The following is an 18,942-nucleotide window of genomic DNA, read 5'->3' as shown; positions in this document are numbered from 1 at the left end:
GACCACCTTTATGAGGATCCTCACGTTACCAATCCCAGATTCGTTCTGCACTATGGCGATTTGACGGATTCAATGAATTTGACACGCCTGATTCAGGATGTTCAACCTGACGAAATCTACAACCTGGCTGCCATGAGTCACGTCCAGGTTAGTTTTGAAATGCCTGAGTATACTGCTAATGCTGACGGAATTGGAACATTGCGGATTTTGGAAGCCGTAAGACTTTTAGGGCTGACAAAAAAGACAAAAATATATCAAGCTTCTACATCTGAACTATATGGCTTGGTGCAGGCTGTTCCACAGTCAGAAACCACTCCATTCTATCCACGCTCTCCTTATGCAGTAGCTAAGCTTTATGCATATTGGATCACGGTGAATTACCGTGAAGCTTACGGAATGTTTGCCTCTAATGGGATTCTCTTTAATCATGAGTCTCCATTGAGGGGTGAAACTTTTGTTACCAGGAAGATTACCAGGGCGGCCGCCAAAATTGTTTTGGGACTGCAGGATACTCTGTATATGGGCAACATTGATGCTCAACGCGACTGGGGACATGCCAAAGATTATGTTGAGGCTATGTATCTGATCCTACAACAGGAGGTTTCAGAGGACTTCGTAATCGCAACCGGAGTTACCACCCGTGTACGTGAATTCATCCGTAAAACCTTCGCGTTTTTAGGAGTTGAAGTAGCTTTTTCAGGGAGTGAGGCAAATGAGGTGGGCACAATTGCCTCTATCAATTCGGCTCGTTTGGCTGAGTTAGGCATTACGGAAGGTGAACATTTAAAAATTGGAACACCTGTACTAAAAATTGATCCGAGATATTACCGTCCAACAGAGGTTGAGTTGCTCATTGGGGACCCTACAAAATCGCAGGAAAAGTTGGGTTGGAAACCAAAGCATACGTTGGATACTTTGATCGAAGATATGGCTACATCAGATTTGCGCCTGTTCCAAAAAGATCAACTTTTGCTTAAAGAAGGATTCGGCGTTCTCAATTATTTCGAATAGGAGAAATGACGAAGTTGCCTTTGCTCTTCATTTGCGAATTAACAACACGTCTCGAGGCAAAAGGATCGTGAAAAGATATACCGAGAAAATCTGCGATTCTTTAACAAATTAGACCAAGAGTTAAGCATCATGCTGGAAATAATAAAGTCCAAAGTCATTGCAATTATTGTAAAAAAAAATCAGAGAACTGAAAAAATACTCAAAAATATCCTTATGTCCTTTGGCGTAAAAGGAGGAAGTATTCTGGTAAGTTTGATACTGGTACCTTTGACAATCGACTACGTCAGCCCTATTCAATATGGAATTTGGCTAACCATAAGCTCCATTGTTGGATGGATGAATTTTTTCGACATCGGTCTGGGAAACGGGCTCAGGAATAGTTTAGCCTCATCAATCAGTAACGGAAACTTCACAGAAGGAAAGAAATATGTTAGCACAACATATGCCGCTCTTCTGGCAATTTCGAGCTTGCTGCTATTGGTATTTTGGATAAGTGCGCCTCTGGTTAACTGGAACAGGCTTCTAAATGTCCCGTCGGATGTAAATGATAATTTTACTTTTGTAATTCTGATAGTCCTAAGCTCATTCTGTGTTCAGTTTGTCGTGCAATTAATCAATACTGTACTAACGGCGGTTCACGAGCCGGCAGTCGCTGCTTTCATCTCATTTGTCGGCCAGGTTGGTAGTTTGATTGCAATTTTTTTTCTGAAACAGTTTATTCCTGGCACGTTGATGCTTCTTGCGTCAATCTTGACGATAATCCCAATTATCACTCTTGTTCTTGCAAGCATTTATCTTTATGGAACCAGATTAAAATATCTAGCACCTTCATACAAAGGCATCGAGGTAAAGTATGTTCGAAAAATAATGGGAACCGGAGGTATTTTCTTTATAATTCAAATCGGTGCAATTATTCTGTTCCAAACCAACAACATAATTATTACGAACATCCTGGGTCCCCAATACGTAACAGAATTCAATGTTTCCTACAAACTATTTTCTGTTGTTACCATGATTTTTACAATCATAATTACACCATATTGGAGTGCATTCACCGATGCATACGCAAAACAAGATTTCGTTTGGATGAAAAAAAACATGACCACCATAAGAAGATTGTCTGCATATCTTACAATACTATTATTTCTTGTACTGCTTTTATCTCCCTGGTTATACAAGCTGTGGCTCGGGGATGCTGTTAAAATATCATTTGCCCTCTCGTCGGCGATGGCCTTATACTCAACAGCATTAATTTGGCAAACCGCTCATGTGTATATTTTAAATGGACTTTCTAAAATGAGATTGCAACTTATTATAGTTTTAGTTAGCTCCATGATAAATATACCCCTGGCGATTCAATTTGGGAAACTGTATGGGCTAGTAGGAATTGTATCATCCAACGCGGTATTTTCCTGTATCATGAGTTTGGTGTTTTACGTACAGGTTGAAAAAATATTGAATCAACAAGCAAAGGGAATTTGGGGAAAATGAAAATATCTAACCTTTTTATTAATGTGGCTACGCTATTTAAAAGCCTTCTAAAAAACCGGCTGTTCTGGGAACAGAACTTACTAAATATCGAAAACACAACAATGAGCGCAAAATCAAGGCTTCATCCTCCCTACTCGATTGCAGGCTGCAGCATAGGAGAGGGGACCTACATTGCCCACAATTCCAAAATCTCGCAAACTATAATTGGTAAGTTCTCTTCTATCGGACCAAACTTCCTTTGCGGCTTTGGAATACACCCAACAAACGGCATATCGACGAGCCCGGTTTTTTATTCTACTAGAAACCAGGCTGGTTTCAGTTACAGCAAAAGCAACAAGATTGAGGAACGAAAAACCATAAATATTGGAAGTGATGTATTTATTGGCATGAATGTTACAGTGTTAGATGGAGTCACTATCGGCGATGGTGCAGTAATCGGTGCTGGTGCCGTTGTTAGCAAGGATATTCCTCCTTATGCAATTGCAATTGGTTGTCCTATCCAGATAGTAAAATATCGATTTGAACAAGATACAATAGAAAAACTGCTCAAACTTAGTTGGTGGAATCAAGACGAAAAGGTTAGAGAAGCGGTTGAAAAACATTTATTCGATCTTCCCGGATTTTTCAAAGAAATTGAAAATGTATAATGGCCTTAACAAAAATATTGAAAAGGGATTCTTATAATAGTCAGAACCAAATTCACTAAATCGTGCGCAAATACATTAATGTAGACTATTTCCTTGTCTTTTTTCTAATTGCCTTATCAACAATACCATTTTTCAAAAAAAGTGTATTGGGTATGGTGATTATATTAATTCTTCTTGGTCTGAAATATAAAAAATTAGCCATCAAACCTAGAACATTGATGGTTATATCCATTGTCAGTGTGCTCGAAATATTCCATTTCGTATATTATCCTAATTATGAATTCTTTGTATTAAGAGATCAGATACTTTACTTTGTCATTGCCGGATTGATTATCTACCATTTAAAACTCAGGTTTTTACCAATATATAACAATATTATCTATCTGTTTACGATTATAAGCTTTCCGATTTTTCTTACTTACTATGTCAGCAAAGATTTAGTTGTCGCATTCTCTCGATTGTTTTCGCCATTTTTTTTAACAATTGAACAAAGCGCATTTAATCAATACGAGAGAATAAGTCCGATATTTTTCACTTTTGATGGAAACTTTCTTAACCTAGGTCGCAATAACGGGCCATTCTGGGAACCGACAGTTTTTGCTACAATGCTAATTATTGCTCAAATATTTAACTTTTTATTAACCAAAACTCTATTCAATAAAAGAGGAATTATTTTTACAATTGCAATTTTAACTACATTTTCGACCACAGGTTATTTAGCGTATATATTACTACTGACTTGCTACGTAGTAATTTCTAAAAAAATAAAATTCGAATTTAAATTAGTTCTGGCCATCTCACTAGTTCTTGCTTCATTGCTATTTTTCACGAGATTAGGTTTCCTGGAATCCAAAATTAAAAGTGAAATACAAAATGTCCAAGTGGACATGACTGAAAAAGGCGGAGATTCGCGTCTGGCCAGTGCTATACTAGACATTCAAGAAATTAAAAACGATATAATTGCAATACTTTTCGGAAAAGGTAGCAGCAAAGGTTCTCGCACCGTGTATAAAAATTCAAGTATTCTGGTGTTGAGGAACTGCGGAGACACCGCATTAATTGTACAGTGGGGCTTACCATTCTTTATATTTTATTTTGCGTTAATTTTCATTTCATTTCGAAAGCTTGGAGACTTTTTCAAGGTGCATTCACTTATGTTTTCAATATCATGTACCTTGATTATTTTTATTTGTGGATTTAGTGAGACCTTTTTTGACCTTCCTTTTTTCCATGCATTCATATTCTTTGGACTATTAAATCAACGTCTCCTGCTGCAAGCATATAAATCAAGATCCAATGCTCAAAATTTGCATCTTAATACCAATTTATAATAGATTGGAGGTAACAAAAAAAGGAATAGCTTCTCTTAAAATGTCATTAGAGAGGTATTATGCCACCCATGAACCTCATATCAAATTCGATATAATAGTTGTTGATGATAATTCGACTGATGGAAGCCCAGAATGGATAAAAGCTGCACATCCGGATGTAGTTGTTCTCCATGGAAATGGGAACTTATGGTGGACCGGCTCAATAGATCTTGGAGCTAGATTTGCCGTACATAGTCAACACTGTAGCCACATTCTACTTTGGAACGACGATCTTGAATGTGATAAAGACTATTTTGCGAACCTGGGAAGTATTTTAGAACAAAATAGGGAACTGCGTTCATCCATTCTTGTTTCAAAAATCTATTGGTCTGATACGCGGGACGTTCTCTTTAATTTCGGTTGCTTATTTAATTCGAAAACGGGAAAGAAAACTCTGATTGGCTCGAATGAAAGGGATGGAGAAAAATACAATAAACTAACAGAGGTGGATTGGTCCGGAGGTATGGGTACACTTATTCCTGCGGATACGTTATTAAAAATAAATTTTTTCGACCCAATAAATTTTCCACAATACCATGGGGACAGTGACATGTTCCTAAGAGCCAAGCAGCAGGGCTATAAGGTCTTCGCAGTTCCCTCTTTAAAACTATTCAATGATAGAAATACAACCGGTGTGAAGCAGATTAAAAAATTTGCCGACTTAAAAGCTTTCTTCACATCAAATCGGTCAAACTACAATTTGGCTCAGAACATAGAGTTTACAAAAAGACATTGCACCAGCATTATCGCTTGGCCTTATTTGGTGAAGACCTACATGAAAGTATTACTAATTTCAATGAGAAACTTTACCTAAGATGAAACTACTTAGATTTGTCAAACCACTCATTCTGTATTTCTATAATGTACTTTTCACGAGGATTCCTTTTGCAAATATTCGTTTAATTTTTGCTAGGTTCTATGTCACACTTGGATCAAAGTCTAACATTTTGCCAAACGTCCGATTTCTCTCATCAAGTTTAAATAAAAGTCAAATAATAATTGGAGACAACTGTATAGTAAATCCCGACTGTATTCTCGATGGACGAAACGGTACTATTCGCATCCATAATAATGTCGATATAGGAAGGGGTACCTGGATATTTACCTTAGAACATAATCCCCATTCGGACTATCACGAGACCCAATCTGGGGACGTCGTGATAGAGGAAAACGTCTGGATTGCATCAAGGGTTATAATTCTACCTGGCGTCACGATCGGACGCGGCAGCGTCATAGCGTGTGGAGCAGTTGTCACGAAGGACATTCCGCCCATGTCAATAGCGGGAGGAGTGCCCGCCAAAGTCATAGGAACAAGAAATTCCAAACTTTTATACAAGAATAATTACTTTCCATATTTCGTCGTCTAATGACTGAGAAGCTACCGACAACTGAAAATATAGCCCAATTGACACCAGTCAAGAAAAATGTGTTTGTTTACCCAATCGTACCAAAAAGACTAAATGAAACTGGTAATCCTTACACCGAAGACTTGATTACCTCACTTGAGAATAACAACTTCACAGTCATCAACAAAACCGATGATAGAAGGCACGGAATATTATCGCTTTTCAATTACTTCTTCTCGAGCGACATCTTCTACTTTAATTGGATAGAAAATTTACCGCAAAAAAAATTCGGATACATTCAATCTCTTTTATTCGTGGCACAGTTGCTGTTAATGAAATTATTTAGAAAAAAAGTAATATGGACGCTGCATAATTTTAACTCTCACTATTCAGATAGTAAATTATACTTGGTCATACAGCGGTTGATGTTAAAATACTCTAGCCTAATTATTTTGCATTCGAGCGAAGCAACTAACTTTCTAAAGGAAAAAAAAGTGAAGTTGTCAAAGACATTTTATTTCTTTCATCCATTTGACAACAAACTGGCCGTTGCAACACAGCAAGTGCCAGTTGGCGAACCCAAAACGATCGATATTTTGATCTGGGGCGCTATGAACAGCTATAAAGGAGTGCTCGAATTCGTAAAATTTTATACTGAACATGGTCTAAAATTTAGACTACATATTGCCGGGAAGTTTAAGGACAAGAAATATCTGGAAAAAGTAAATGAATTCATTTCACCGGAAGTAACCATTGATGATTCTTTTATTCCCGATGAACAAGTTATTGAGCTACACAAGCAGTCCCGGTTTGTTCTGTTTCCTTATAACGGAAGCAGCGTACTTACGTCTGGTGCTCTCGCATTTTCCTTGTCGTTAAAGTCTGCAATCATTGGTCCAAAACTTGGCGCATTCAAGGAGCTTGGTGAAATGGGATTGATAAATACATTTGAATCGTATTCCGATATCGCAGATATCATGAGAAATGGAAACGAAATCAGTCCACTGAATTTGAACAAGTTTATTGAAGAACATTCCTGGGACAATTTCGGTAAAAGTTTGTTTTTAGCCGTCAGCCAGAGATCTCGCTAACAGCGGGTTATGTGTTATAAATCTAACAATGATGAAGATACTACGTGTTATTTGGAGTATGGACCCTGCCGGAGGAGGCCCTTCCCAAGGAATTAGAAACTCTATTCCAGAGCTCACGAAACTTGGCGTTCAGAATGAAGTTGTGTCCCTGGATTCAGCGGATTCAAGTTTTTTAGGAAAGGATCCATTTGTGATTCATGCGGTCGGTAAAGGAAAGGGCCCCTGGTCATACAATAGTAATCTTATTCCATGGCTTCTAGCGAATTTTAACAGATTCGATATTGTAATCATCCACGGCCTATGGCAATATCCAAGCTTTGCCGTGCACAACGCCCTTGTAAAATTTAAAAAACATAATAAAGGCAATGGTCCGCGTCTGTATGTTATGCCGCATGGAATGCTCGACCCTTGGTTTCAGCGCGCCAAAAGCAGGAGATTGAAAGCACTTCGTAACTGGCTGTTTTGGAAGGTAATCGAAGGTCGGGTTATCAACAATGCTGACGGATTGCTTTTTACTTGCGAGGCGGAATTAAAGCTTGCGCGAGAAACATTTAGGCCTTATAGTCCCAAAAAAGAAATTAATGTTGGTTATGGCATCCAGACCCCTCCAAGCTTTTCTCCGGAAATGTCTGATGCATTTTTCGCCAAAGTTCCTGAGGTTTTGAATAGAAAATACATATTGTTTCTTAGTAGGATCAATTACAAGAAAGGCGTGGATCTGCTTATTGAGGCATATTCGATGGTTTTACGAGAGTATAGCGAGATGGGCCGGGAGATACCAGCACTTGTCATTGCGGGACCCGAATTGGACTCAGATTTCGGAAAAAAAATGATCGCAATGGTGGCTGATGATAATTTGTTAAGAATAAACATAATCTTCCCTGGAATGTTGTCGGGTTTGTCAAAATGGGGTGCTTTTTATGGCTGTGAAGGATTTATATTACCAAGTCATCAAGAAAACTTCGGCATTGCGGTGGCCGAAGCACTGGCTTGCGGAAAGCCTGTCATGATTTCAAACCAGGTAAATATCTGGACTGAAATTAAAGAAGCAAACGCAGGAATAGTTGAGGAAGATAGCTTAAATGGTGTATTGAGAATGTTAAGGTCATGGTTGGGACTAACCGAGGCCGATCAGAAAGTTATGGAAAATAATGGCACAAAAGTATTTAGAGAGAAATTTGAAATAGCCTCTGCTGCTTCTCAATTTTTGATGGGAATAAGCGAGTAAATCAAATCAAACAATTGAGTAAATTTCCTATATGCAGATATTAAGCACTTTCACTATGCCAGCCGGATTCCGGGGTCGACCTGGTTGGTATGTTCAGCTTTGGTGGATTATTGAGGCTTTGTTCTTTAATACATCACCTCAGTTTATGTATGGATGGCGACGTTTTCTCCTGCGACTGTTTGGCGCTAAAATCGGTAAAGATGTGATACTACGCCCTTCCATGCGCACACAATTTCCCTGGAAAGTAACGATTGGCGATTATAGCTGGATAGGTGATGAAGTAATACTTTACAGTTTGGGCTCAATTAACATTGGTGATAATGTGGTTATCTCGCAAAGAAGTTATTTATGCACCGGATCGCATGACTACTCAAAATCCGATTTCCCAATTTATCAAGAACCAATCAACATTGAAAATGAATGCTGGCTCGCAACAGATGTGTACATTGGCCCGGGTGTAACTATTGGTAAAGGAGCGGTGGTTGGCGCAAGATCCTCTGTATTCAAATCATTGCCTGCCAATAAGGTTTGCTTGGGCTCGCCCGCAAAGCCGGTAAAGGATAGAGTATAATGAGTTATGAAAAACCTCATATTGATTCTCCTTTGCCTCGGATGTGTTTTTCTTGTTTTCTATTTCAGCTGGCTACCAAATCCTGATATAGGCTTAAAATCCTACTTCCCTAAATGGCTTGGACATTGGACGAACGCTAATCCGAATCTAAGAACCGCGGTTCCATTTGTATTCCTTGGGATATTATCGGAAATCTGGGTGTGTAAGCATTCGAACAGAATCGGCAAAAGGTTTTGGATTTTACTTCTGCTCGGAGTGATAGTCACCCTTGCAGAGGTAGGACAACTTTATCTGCCAAAGAGGCATTTTGACTGGCGGGACATAGCATGGGGAATCACAGGATCTGTTGTGGGAGTACTTATCGCTGTAGCCCTGTCAAAAGTAATTCAACGTTATCGAGAATTTTAAATTTATGCGAATATTAATATATGGTATTAACTATGCACCAGAACTTACAGGTATAGGAAAATATACGGGTGAAATGGCTACTTGGCTGGCAAAAAGAGGGAACCAGGTTTCCGTAGTCACAGCTCTCCCATATTATCCCGAATGGAGTATCCATCCTGAATATAAGGGGAAGTGGTGGACCAAAGAGTACTTGAATAATGTCACGCTATATCGCTGTCCATTGTATGTTCCAAAACAGGTTACATCAGTTAAAAGAATAATACACGAATTCTCCTTCCTCCTTGGAATTATACCGGTATGGATTAGCATTTTATTTCAAAAGAAATATGATGTGGTGATATGTGTGTCACCGCCATTTCATCTGGGTATACTACCTATGATCTATGCTAAGCTTCGAGGATCAAAAATTGTAACGCATATCCAAGATTTACAGGTCGATGCCGCAAAAGACCTTGGAATGATAAAGAACAAGGCTGTTCTTGACATTATGTTCCTTTTAGAACGTATTATTTTGAATAATAGCTCAGCTGTATCCACGATTAGCCCTGGCATGATGGCTAAAATCGTTTCAAAGGGAATAGCTCCTTCTAAAATACTACTATTCCCAAACTGGGTTGACGGAAATGAGATAAAACCATTATCACCAGAACATTCTCTCAGAGAAGAGTTCGGAATAGAAAAGGAGGCAAAAGTCATACTCTATTCTGGAAATTTAGGTGAAAAACAAGGACTAGAGATTATCGTCGACGTCGCAGAAGCTTTTAAAAATAGACACGATGTGCTCTTCTTAATTGTTGGTTCCGGGGGTGGTAAAGATAACCTGATCAGATTAGTGAATGACGCTGGCTTACCCAACGTCCAATTTTTACCCCTTCAACCGTATGAAAAGCTATCCGCTTTACTTGCAACAGCTGACTTACACCTTGTAATGCAAAAAAAGAGCGCATCTGATCTGGTGATGCCAAGTAAGCTTACTGCGATATTGGCAGCGGGAGGTTGCCCTATTGTGACTGCATCAAAGGGCACCTCACTTTATGAGGTCATTTCGCAACATGAGATGGGCATCATTGTTGAGCCAGAATCAGCAATAGAATTGAAAAAAGGCATCGAAACGGCGTTAGCATCCGACCTGACTCTATATCAGACCAATGCCCGAAAATATTCTGAATTATTTCTGAGCAAAGAAAACATACTGACTCATCTCGAATTTTCACTGGCAAAAATGTTATAACATTTTTGCACCATCCCATTGCTGACAACATGAAAGCAAGCCAACACCTAGCATCGTTTTTACTATTTGTTATCTCAGTTAGTACTCACGGCCAAGACACTCTAAGAATAGACTCATCTTTTGCTACAAAACCGTGGGAAGCCAATGTTGGCATTCTCGCCACTGCAACGTCTGGTAATCAATTGCCTTTCTGGATGCGCTCCAATCAATTCGGTAGTGTACCATTGGAGGGACTTTCGACTTCTCTCATAGCAAATGTTCAAAGAAGCTACCAGAAGTACCCTAACAAGAAACTTGTGGATTGGGGAATGGCTTTAGATCTGCGATTAAATGCAGGTCAGAATTTCGAAGTCATACCCGTTGAAGCATATGTCAAAGCACGTCTTGGAGCTTTTCAAATTAAAGCTGGAAGATCGAAAGATATAAGCGGACTGGTAGATTCAACCCTATCTACTGGTTCCTTCGCCTTATCAGGTAATGCACTGGGTATTCCAAAAATTGAATTGAGCATTCCAAATTTCCTTGACCTTCCTTTCTTGAAAAAAATTATCGCCATTAAAGGCTCCTTTTCTTATGGATGGATGGGGAAGGTTCCAATTCAATATGAAAAATTCAATGGTTCATCTGTCCCGACCTATTTTCACAATGCATCATTCCATGTTAGGTTTGGAAAACCTGCGTGGAGGCTAAAATTATATACAGGAATCAATCACGAGGTACTATGGGGCAGCGATAAAAAAATCTTTGAAGACCAATATAACCTGACAACAGCCCAAGCATTTTTTCATGTGATAACTGGGAAAAAATACGTTAGGGACGGATTAATGAGGGACATTTCTAAAATAGGTAACCATTTAGGTGCTGTCGACACTGGACTGGAATATGCTACTAACGATTTAACATTGTTGGTTTACAGGCAGTTCTTTTACGAAAAAGGTGCACTGGGCTATTTGGCAAATGCAAAAGACGGTCTGACCGGCATTTCCCTCGTCAACAAAAATACTAGTAACAACAAGTGGATTTGGCGTCGCTTTCTTGTCGAGTTTTTTTATAGTAAAAATCAAGCTGGTGAACGAGACTCTAAAAAGACACCATCCGGTCCGGAATATTACTACAATCATGGCGTGTATCAAGAAGGTTATTCATACAAGGGAGATGGTTTAGGAAACCCGTTGATCACCAGCAGAATCTACGCCAGAAAAAATTTACCAAATGATCCAATCAATTACTTCGTCAACAACCGCGTGGTAGCCTACAACGTTGGTACTGAGGGGTCCATTCTGTCCTGGGGGTATCTTGTTAAATTAACTTATTCCCAAAACTATGGAGAGTATAGGACTAGTGACATCCCTTATTGGTTAACCGGAGGACGGCATGAGCGTAACCCAATATATGGTCTCTTCCAAAAAGTTGATCAGTTTTCAGGAATTGTTGAGATTAACCGGCATTTAAAAAACAACCTTTTTCTAGGAGCAACGCTTGCGATTGACAATGGGAAGTTACTTTACAATTCGGTCGGCGGATCTCTGAGACTAGTTAAAAAGTGGTAATGAGCATGGCTATGAAATCTTTTTGGAAGTCAATACTTCTGTACCTAGGGTTACCAGCAGCTTCCTACGCCCAGTTTTATTCGAACTTTACCGAAACCGGCGGATTGACTACCAGATCGTTTACAAATCAACCATCATTAGAAATTCAGAAAACGAGATGGCAAGCTAGTTTTTTTTCCATTCAGGCCGAAGTTCTAGCTAATACAGCCGCGATGAGAGTCAGTAATCTCAGGAATATCAATGCGAATTTTCTTAGACAAAATGTGCTTGGAACTTCGGAACTCTCGTCAGGCCAGTCACGTATCAACCTCAGAGGGCCTTCATTAGCATTCCGATTGAATCCCAAACTTTCAATGGCAATTGGTACGAGCACACGGTTTCACACAAACTATGAAAACGTGGACGGAAGACTTTTGAGTGAAATTGGTGAAATTGTCAAGGTTCCCCAACAATATCCATATGTGATGTCAAAAGAAAGCATGCATATGAATGCTGCTGTCTTTTCAGAAATTAATCTTTCAACATCCTATCTGCTTTTCAAAAACTCGGTACATTCAATTACCGGAGGACTGTCTTTAAAGTATATTAACGGAATTGCTAACTCAGCAATAAATGTCAAGGAGTTGACTGGAACGATCAGAAGAATCAACTCCTACCTTACCGCGTTGAATGATGCTACGGGCGGCGTTACGACCCGAACGTCTGGCACTTTGTTTGGTGACTTAAATACCAACAATTTGTTCAAGCTGAACAAAGCTAGTTTTGGAGCAAGTTTCGGACTGCAATATATTTATTACGGAGAAGGAAAAGAGGCTAAATTCACTGTTGGTTTTTCGGTGTCCGATATTGGAACAATAAGATACAAAGCGGATTCAACATACAGTAAATCTTATAACGTTGAGATATCTAATGGTTATGGCTTGTATTTTAATAACAATTTCAACAATTCCACTTTCAGCCAAACAACAAAGGTCTTCGATAAATATCCTGACTTCTTTTCAAAAACCAGTTCCTCGTCTCAAACTTATGCATTGGGGCTTCCAACGACATTAAATATATGGAGTGATTATAAATTTGATCAACACTTTTATACCAGATTAACCGCCATAGTTAACTTACGACAAAAGGATGCTGCTGCGATGACTTTGTATGGCAATTCACTCATTTGCCTTTCTCCCAGGTGGGAAAAAGGCAAATTCGGAATCTCACTTCCAGTGATGTTTCGTAGCATTTCCGGCCTCAATGCCGGCCTTGAAGCTAGAGTTGGTCAATTGATCCTTGGAAGTAACAGTATTTTCAACAGCGCGATTGGAAAAAGCAAACAACTGGATTTTTTCATCGGTATTTCGTTTCCGCAAAAATGATGTACGGCTCCTCGCACTCTCCCGAACGCTCGACCGCTTCAACATCCAAATTTGTTTCAAATGCCACCGCTTGTTCCCTGAATTGTGTATTCCTTACCCAATCTTATTCCCTCTAAGTACCAAGTAAAACTGTTCTGAAAAGCGAAGAGTACCATTCTTCCCATCTGGCATTGTTTTATGAGAGCCAACAGCTGCTGATGGAGCTTAAACTCCTATCGCATACAATTCTGTTAAAAACGATTCTAATGACCCGTGATGAATTCCTCAAATCTTGCAGTAGCTTAGCCCTCGGTAGCGTCTTTTGCACAGCTAGCGCAAAAGGCGGATTGACTGCTGCGATCAATGCACAATCTACAAATAATTCCATTTCCTGTTTTGGCGACAGCTTAACGGCGGGTGCCGGAGGAGTTCCCTATTCTAAATTTTTGCAAGAAGCCTTCCCCAGCAAGAGTATAAAAACCTTTGGTTTGGGTGGTCAAAACGCTGAGCAAATTGCCTGCAGGCAAGGTGGTCTGAGCATCTATGTCACGGTTGAAAACAATAGTTTTGCGGGATTAAACGAGATAGGGGTAACCCATATTTCAACTCCATTTCTGTCCACGAAAGCAAGTTCAAATACCTTTGAAAGTGCAGGTTCTATTGGCGGAGTCCGATGCACTATGATACGGACGGCTAGTGGCCCGCTGAATAATTTAACGGAAAAATATACATTGAAACCTCTCAGTCAGTCGTCAGCACGAATAGATCCAGATTCGGTATTCGCCCCTGCTGATTCTTCTGGCACAAGAGACGACTTTCAGATCTTGTGGTTAGGACGCAATGACGTTCCTCGGTTGGAGACGGTTATGGGTGTAATCGATAGTTGCATCAACCATATCTCCACCCCTCGGCGTTTCATACTTCTTGGAATACTAAATGGGCTCAAAGAGACAAGAGGGACAGAAATTCATAGAGTCATCAATGACTTCAATGAAAATTTAAAGCTAAAGTATCCCGATAACTATGTTTCCGTAGGGCCACCTGACCAAAATGAGATACTTGCGCTTAATTTTTCTCCCACGGAAGAGGATCGCATCACCATGGCACTCGGCGCAATTCCTGGTAGCTTGCGCTCAGACAATACTCATCTTAATGTGCAAGGTTACCGGCTAGTCGCCAATCGAATCCTATCTTTTTTTAAGAATACATCTTTTCACTGACATGTCCTATAACGTAGAAAAAGCTACCATCAACTGTAAAATTAACAAGAATAAATAAAACAAATCTTCTTACAGGGCGGTACAAGTACCTTGGAAAGAGGCATTTATATAAAAAGGATTGAAGTATCCATCAATTTTAGCATTAAGGTTTAATAGAATTAAAAAAAGTATTAATATTTATATTCTGTTCAAATACTCCCACAACTGTCTTACAAATAGATATTTACACAAATTTAATTTCCCAGATATTTGAAATATTTAAAGAATTGACGTAAACTTGTAATATCGAAAAGATGCTCATCAGGACTAGTCCGAGCATTCCAAAGCAAGCGGGGAAGTTTACCATACTTAGCTAATTTTCAAACTCAGCGTCATACAACATGAAAAATCACTATCCCGGACTCCTACCTAAGGTCCACTTATGGACGGATGTAATTCTCCTGAATCTGTCCTTTTTCCTTGCTTACATCTTCCGTTTCAGGGATTTAAACGTTTTTTACGAAAGCCAGTATGTTAATTTACTATTAGCGGCAAATCTGGTTTGGATTTTCAGCATCTACATTCTTAAGACCTACAAATTCACTCGTCTTTCTTACCACTTCAATGTCCAGCTGGGAAATTTCATTAAAGCTGTCTTGATACACGGCGCGGTAATGATGGGTTACTTGTACTTATCCAAGCAGGGAGAGGCATATTCAAGGTACCAGTTTTTGATGACATATGGTCTTTTTATCGCGCTGTCAACAGCTTCCCGAGCTGCGATTGTTGTATTTTTAAAAGTTTACCGCAGGGCCGGTTACAACTTTAACAAATATGCCATCGTTGGCAGAGGAGATCTCGCCTCTCTGATCCGCGAATTTTATGGTGAGCGGAAAGAGCTTGGGTACCGATTCTACGGCATGTTTAATCTGGATAGCGATAACGATTCTAAAATTGATTCGCTGGAAGTTCTGGTGAAGGATAAGCAACTTGATTACTTGTACTGCTGCCTTAATGAGTTGAGCGACGAGCAGGTTCGGGAAGTTATCAAATTGGGAGAGCGCCAAAGAACGCAGATCAGACTAGTTCCTGACTTCCGCGGGTTTATGACAAACATGGCAACAATTGAATACCATGACATGTACCCCATCATCCAGGTCAATACCAAGCCTTTTTCAAGCTTTAATGAACAAACGGTAAAACGTACGTTTGATCTGATTTTCTCAAGTATTGTTATGGTACTTGGAGCACCAGTCTTTTTCCTGGTCTGGGCGGCTATCAAAATAACTTCTCCTGGCCCTGTGTTCTTCAAACAACAACGTTCAGGTCGTTGGGGTGAAATGTTCTACATCTACAAATTCCGTAGCATGTATACGGACGCTGATAAAATGGGTATGCAACATTCCAAAGGGGATGACGATCCAAGAATTACACCGATAGGGCGAATTTTAAGGAAGTCAAGGCTAGACGAATTGCCTCAGTTTATCAATGTATTGAAAGGTGAAATGTCTGTTGTAGGTCCACGTCCTTTGTTCAAGTATGATGTAGATATGTTAATGGAAGCCGCTCCGCACGATTTTCAGAGACTGTTAACTGTAAAACCAGGAATTACTTCAATTGGCCAGATCAATGTGGGGTACGCTGATACAGTAGCAAAAAATGTAGAGCGCTTGAGACATGATTTGCAATACCTCAAATCTTATAGTGTTTTTGATGATGTGCAGTTGATTTTTCGTACAGTGCAAGTGATGGTGCTCGGTAGAGGGCAATAAATTGCTTCTAAGCTGTGCTGCAAATCGTATATATAAGCATAAAAAGGCCTGATGGAAGTTTCATCAGGCCTTTTTCTTGGTAGTTTTAACACATGTGTATCTTTAAGTCTAAAATATCTTTTAAAGCATGAAAATCTTAGTTTTGGGTGCGTCAGGCCAATTGGGCAGCTGTTTAAAAAAAGTCTCTGCCGAAAGAAACATTTCTGATATTGCATTTCCGTCAGAACAGGAAGGTAATATATTAAATCCTGAACTATTAGATGCTCTTTTCGCCAGTGAGAATCCGTCCTTTGTAATCAATTGCGCCGCCTACACGGCCGTTGACAAGGCGGAAGACGAACAAGACATTTGCAGAAAAGTAAACCGGGACGGGGCTGAATATATTGCAACAGCCTGCAAGAAACATGGCGCGGCGTTAATTCATGTTTCCACTGACTTTGTATTTAAGGGAAACATTCCTCAACTTTTGACTGAAACCGATCCGGCCTACCCCGACAATATTTACGGGCTAACTAAACTGGAAGGAGAGGTCGCGATAGCCGAAATACTGCCTGCGCATTTTACAATCCGTACCAGCTGGTTATATTCAGAGTTCGGCAACAATTTTGTCAAGACCATGCTTCGTTTAGGAAAGGAAAGGGATCAACTTGGCGTGATTGTGGATCAGGTGGGCTCTCCTACTTATGGTATCGACCTTGCTGGTGCTATTTTGGACATTATCGAATCCGGGAGTCAAGATTATGGAATTTACCACTACAGTAATGAAGGGGTCACCTCATGGTATGATTTCGCAAAGGCAATTTTTGAATTAAGCGGCACAGATGTGATCGTTAACCCGGTTAAAACATCAGAGTACGTGACCAAGGCCATTCGTCCTGCCTATTCGGTGATGGATAAAACAAAAATCAAGAACACTTTTAAGCTTGCGATCCCCTACTGGCGCAACAGTCTCTCATTGTGCCTGGAAAGACTGGCTGTTTAAATAAAATCGGCTATTGAAGCAGTTTCGATGCTTCAATAGCCGAAAAGTATAGCATTGATAGACTTAGAGGCTTAATTCTTTGCGGATCGATAACATTGCTCCGGCAGTGTTCTTGAATAATTTTCCATTATCGACCGAAACCGATCCATTTATGATAGACCCTCCAAACCAATTAACTGGTTTGGAAATGGTTACGATACCAGAAAATTGGTATGTTTTGCCAGGAAGAGGTTGATCATAGGTTCCTTGGTTGCTTGAAAAGGACAATTTTGTAATCCACCTGACAGCATTTAATTTCCCTTTCGCTCCGAGATGACCTACCCATACCCTATTATTATTTGTAAAAAAGTCAGCATACCTCGGCCAGTTGTTTTCTGATTGAGGCGTTATAAATGGCGTCCCTATCCCCCTTCCGTAATAGGACCATCCGTCTCTTACCTGCGCATTGTTGAAGTAATCGTCTTTACCACGAATGCTATTTCCATCGGTTGCCTGACTTCCGCCCTGGCTTTTAGTGTATAGCACTTCGAAGGTAACCCGGTCGACCGAAAAGCTTCTTGTCTCTTGGTTTTTCATTGTAAAAGTCACACCATTCAGGCCATCCTTTATATTGTTAAGATAAAAGAGTGAACCATCTTCTATTAGATTTTGCCGGTAGAAAAGTATGTTAACAGACTTCAAATTAAGTTCTAACCCAAAATCAAGACTAGCAACGTGATTGCCGATCCTGTTTGTTTCGTCAAAAGATGAAATGCCATCTACCTTTCCTTTGGGTTTAAACCCAGTGATCACATACCAATATTTATCAAAGCCATGCGGCATCTGGCCATCTACGGTGAAATAAGGTGATTTACCTCCCCATTGTACCGCATGATTAAATCCTCCGTGAAGTTGCAAAGTGCCTGTTGGTCTTCCCAGTCGTATAAACAACGCTTTGTTGTGCAATTTCAAATCACTGGTCACCGGCCGTTTCCCATCCAAAAGCCCATCAGAATAATAACCCTTGAAATAGATGAAGTTTTTGATCAGCGGAACATAATTTTCAAATCCAAACTGAATCCGCGGAACAGGAAGTGCATTGCCTGACCACATGTATGAGCCTGTACCCAATTCGTGATCATTAAAGCCAACATACTGCTTTCGCCTACCGACCGTTAGCTGAAACTCTTTGAATGCAATACCTCCGTAAAGTTGCGGTATTAGTAGCTTGCTATGACTACTTAAATTGGCAGCGATTTCGGCACCATAAACAAAAGACCACTTTGAATGCAGAGAGTCACCTGACAGAATTCTTCTGCCTTCAAGTCCCGTTCGAAAACTAAGCACCTGCCCAGAAGTTGGTACTACGCCCCACTGATTGGCGTGAAGCCAGAATGGTGTCCTATCGGTTGTGGAGCCATAGCCCGCCAGCTCTATCCAAGCTTTTTTCCCGGATACAGCGGCTAGTGTGTCCGACTCTGGTTGATTAGCAAAAGAAGGCAGACTAAAAAGTAAGAGGCTAGTGCAAGCTAAGGTGCTCCATAGAACAGCCCGTGAAGAAAATCGCCTGGCGTTGAGTAACATAAAAGGAGGATTGGTAATGGATGCAATCAGATATTGAGCCAAACAACAAAGCTATAAAAGCCTTACAGATCATAACTGTCAGTCGTCGGAACCATAAAAGTACAAACAATTTTTTAAGCCTCCTCGCAAAACTGCCCGG

At 40.0% G+C, this 18,942-nt stretch carries 17 protein-coding genes; 16 read left to right on the top strand and 1 reads right to left on the bottom strand.

Going from position 1 to position 18,942, the window contains the following annotated elements:
• From gmd to rfbD, 16 genes are all read left to right on the top strand, one after another.
• On the top strand, nt 1-1,011 hold a 1,011-nt coding region (gene gmd, locus ABIO93_RS06620), incomplete at its 5' end, for a GDP-mannose 4,6-dehydratase (RefSeq protein ID WP_348065707.1).
• A 129-nt stretch (nt 1,012-1,140) separates the two neighbouring features.
• A complete protein-coding gene (locus tag ABIO93_RS06615) occupies nt 1,141-2,502 on the top strand; it encodes an oligosaccharide flippase family protein (RefSeq protein ID WP_348065705.1) in 1,362 nt (453 codons plus the stop codon).
• Nucleotides 2,499-3,149, top strand: a complete 651-nt coding sequence (locus ABIO93_RS06610; RefSeq protein WP_348065703.1) for a CatB-related O-acetyltransferase — start codon at nt 2,499-2,501, stop codon at nt 3,147-3,149. The genes ABIO93_RS06615 and ABIO93_RS06610 overlap by 4 nt, the downstream gene beginning before the upstream one ends.
• Before the next feature lie 62 nt (nt 3,150-3,211).
• Nucleotides 3,212-4,480: a hypothetical protein gene (locus ABIO93_RS06605; RefSeq protein WP_348065701.1), complete on the top strand. Its 1,269-nt coding sequence runs from the start codon at nt 3,212-3,214 to the stop codon at nt 4,478-4,480.
• Entirely contained in the window at nt 4,446-5,333 is an 888-nt protein-coding gene (locus ABIO93_RS06600) for a glycosyltransferase family 2 protein (RefSeq protein WP_348065699.1), read from the top strand. Before ABIO93_RS06605 ends, ABIO93_RS06600 begins: the two co-directional genes overlap by 35 nt.
• 1 nt (nt 5,334) lies before the next feature.
• On the top strand, nt 5,335-5,886 hold the full coding sequence (locus tag ABIO93_RS06595; RefSeq protein WP_348065697.1) for an acyltransferase: 552 nt from the start codon (nt 5,335-5,337) through the stop codon (nt 5,884-5,886).
• A complete protein-coding gene (locus ABIO93_RS06590) occupies nt 5,886-6,956 on the top strand; it encodes a glycosyltransferase (RefSeq protein ID WP_348065695.1) in 1,071 nt (356 codons plus the stop codon). Before ABIO93_RS06595 ends, ABIO93_RS06590 begins: the two co-directional genes overlap by 1 nt.
• A 28-nt stretch (nt 6,957-6,984) precedes the next feature.
• Nucleotides 6,985-8,184 (top strand): glycosyltransferase, encoded by a 1,200-nt coding sequence (locus ABIO93_RS06585; RefSeq protein WP_348065693.1) that lies wholly within the window; start codon nt 6,985-6,987, stop codon nt 8,182-8,184.
• 31 nt (nt 8,185-8,215) lie between these two features.
• Complete coding sequence (locus ABIO93_RS06580) at nt 8,216-8,755, top strand: putative colanic acid biosynthesis acetyltransferase (protein WP_348065691.1); 540 nt, start codon at nt 8,216-8,218, stop codon at nt 8,753-8,755.
• A gap of 6 nt (nt 8,756-8,761) precedes the next feature.
• On the top strand, nt 8,762-9,163 hold the full coding sequence (locus tag ABIO93_RS06575; RefSeq protein ID WP_348065689.1) for a VanZ family protein: 402 nt from the start codon (nt 8,762-8,764) through the stop codon (nt 9,161-9,163).
• A gap of 4 nt (nt 9,164-9,167) precedes the next feature.
• A complete protein-coding gene (locus ABIO93_RS06570) occupies nt 9,168-10,394 on the top strand; it encodes a WcaI family glycosyltransferase (protein ID WP_348065687.1) in 1,227 nt (408 codons plus the stop codon).
• 29 nt (nt 10,395-10,423) lie between these two features.
• On the top strand, nt 10,424-11,944 hold the full coding sequence (locus tag ABIO93_RS06565; RefSeq protein WP_348065685.1) for a capsule assembly Wzi family protein: 1,521 nt from the start codon (nt 10,424-10,426) through the stop codon (nt 11,942-11,944).
• Between the two features lie 5 nt (nt 11,945-11,949).
• Nucleotides 11,950-13,308 (top strand): DUF5723 family protein, encoded by a 1,359-nt coding sequence (locus ABIO93_RS06560; RefSeq protein ID WP_348065683.1) that lies wholly within the window; start codon nt 11,950-11,952, stop codon nt 13,306-13,308.
• Between the two features lie 245 nt (nt 13,309-13,553).
• The gene (locus ABIO93_RS06555) at nt 13,554-14,507 is read left to right on the top strand and encodes a hypothetical protein (RefSeq protein ID WP_348065681.1); all 954 of its coding nucleotides are present in this window, start codon (nt 13,554-13,556) and stop codon (nt 14,505-14,507) included.
• Nucleotides 14,508-14,887: 380 nt separating this feature from the next.
• Nucleotides 14,888-16,258 (top strand): sugar transferase, encoded by a 1,371-nt coding sequence (locus tag ABIO93_RS06550; RefSeq protein WP_348065679.1) that lies wholly within the window; start codon nt 14,888-14,890, stop codon nt 16,256-16,258.
• Nucleotides 16,259-16,385: 127 nt separating this feature from the next.
• Nucleotides 16,386-17,240: a dTDP-4-dehydrorhamnose reductase gene (rfbD, locus tag ABIO93_RS06545; RefSeq protein WP_348065677.1), complete on the top strand. Its 855-nt coding sequence runs from the start codon at nt 16,386-16,388 to the stop codon at nt 17,238-17,240.
• A 63-nt stretch (nt 17,241-17,303) separates the two neighbouring features.
• Here the strand turns inward: rfbD and ABIO93_RS06540 are convergent, their stop codons facing one another.
• Nucleotides 17,304-18,845, bottom strand: coding sequence for a capsule assembly Wzi family protein (locus tag ABIO93_RS06540; RefSeq protein ID WP_348065675.1), 1,542 nt, complete (start codon nt 18,843-18,845; stop codon nt 17,304-17,306).
• Nucleotides 18,846-18,942: the final 97 nt, after the last annotated feature.

The organism is Dyadobacter sp., from assembly GCF_039919315.1.
GTDB lineage: Bacteria > Bacteroidota > Bacteroidia > Cytophagales > Spirosomataceae > Dyadobacter.
The sequence above is the reverse complement of the archived record's forward strand: the minus strand, read 5'-3'. Positions and strand labels throughout refer to the sequence as shown.

Bases quoted from the DNA above. Each gene is read 5' to 3' on its own strand.
- ABIO93_RS06615 (WP_348065705.1), top strand. From the start codon at position 1,141: ATGCTGGAAATAATAAAGTCCAAAGTCATTGCAATTATTGTAAAAAAA.
- ABIO93_RS06610 (WP_348065703.1), top strand. From the start codon at position 2,499: ATGAAAATATCTAACCTTTTTATTAATGTGGCTACGCTATTTAAAAGC.
- ABIO93_RS06600 (WP_348065699.1), top strand. From the start codon at position 4,446: ATGCTCAAAATTTGCATCTTAATACCAATTTATAATAGATTGGAGGTA.
- ABIO93_RS06595 (WP_348065697.1), top strand. From the start codon at position 5,335: ATGAAACTACTTAGATTTGTCAAACCACTCATTCTGTATTTCTATAAT.
- ABIO93_RS06590 (WP_348065695.1), top strand. From the start codon at position 5,886: ATGACTGAGAAGCTACCGACAACTGAAAATATAGCCCAATTGACACCA.
- ABIO93_RS06585 (WP_348065693.1), top strand. From the start codon at position 6,985: ATGATGAAGATACTACGTGTTATTTGGAGTATGGACCCTGCCGGAGGA.
- ABIO93_RS06580 (WP_348065691.1), top strand. From the start codon at position 8,216: ATGCAGATATTAAGCACTTTCACTATGCCAGCCGGATTCCGGGGTCGA.
- ABIO93_RS06575 (WP_348065689.1), top strand. From the start codon at position 8,762: ATGAAAAACCTCATATTGATTCTCCTTTGCCTCGGATGTGTTTTTCTT.
- ABIO93_RS06570 (WP_348065687.1), top strand. From the start codon at position 9,168: ATGCGAATATTAATATATGGTATTAACTATGCACCAGAACTTACAGGT.
- ABIO93_RS06565 (WP_348065685.1), top strand. From the start codon at position 10,424: ATGAAAGCAAGCCAACACCTAGCATCGTTTTTACTATTTGTTATCTCA.
- ABIO93_RS06560 (WP_348065683.1), top strand. From the start codon at position 11,950: ATGGCTATGAAATCTTTTTGGAAGTCAATACTTCTGTACCTAGGGTTA.
- ABIO93_RS06555 (WP_348065681.1), top strand. From the start codon at position 13,554: ATGACCCGTGATGAATTCCTCAAATCTTGCAGTAGCTTAGCCCTCGGT.
- ABIO93_RS06550 (WP_348065679.1), top strand. From the start codon at position 14,888: ATGAAAAATCACTATCCCGGACTCCTACCTAAGGTCCACTTATGGACG.
- rfbD (WP_348065677.1), top strand. From the start codon at position 16,386: ATGAAAATCTTAGTTTTGGGTGCGTCAGGCCAATTGGGCAGCTGTTTA.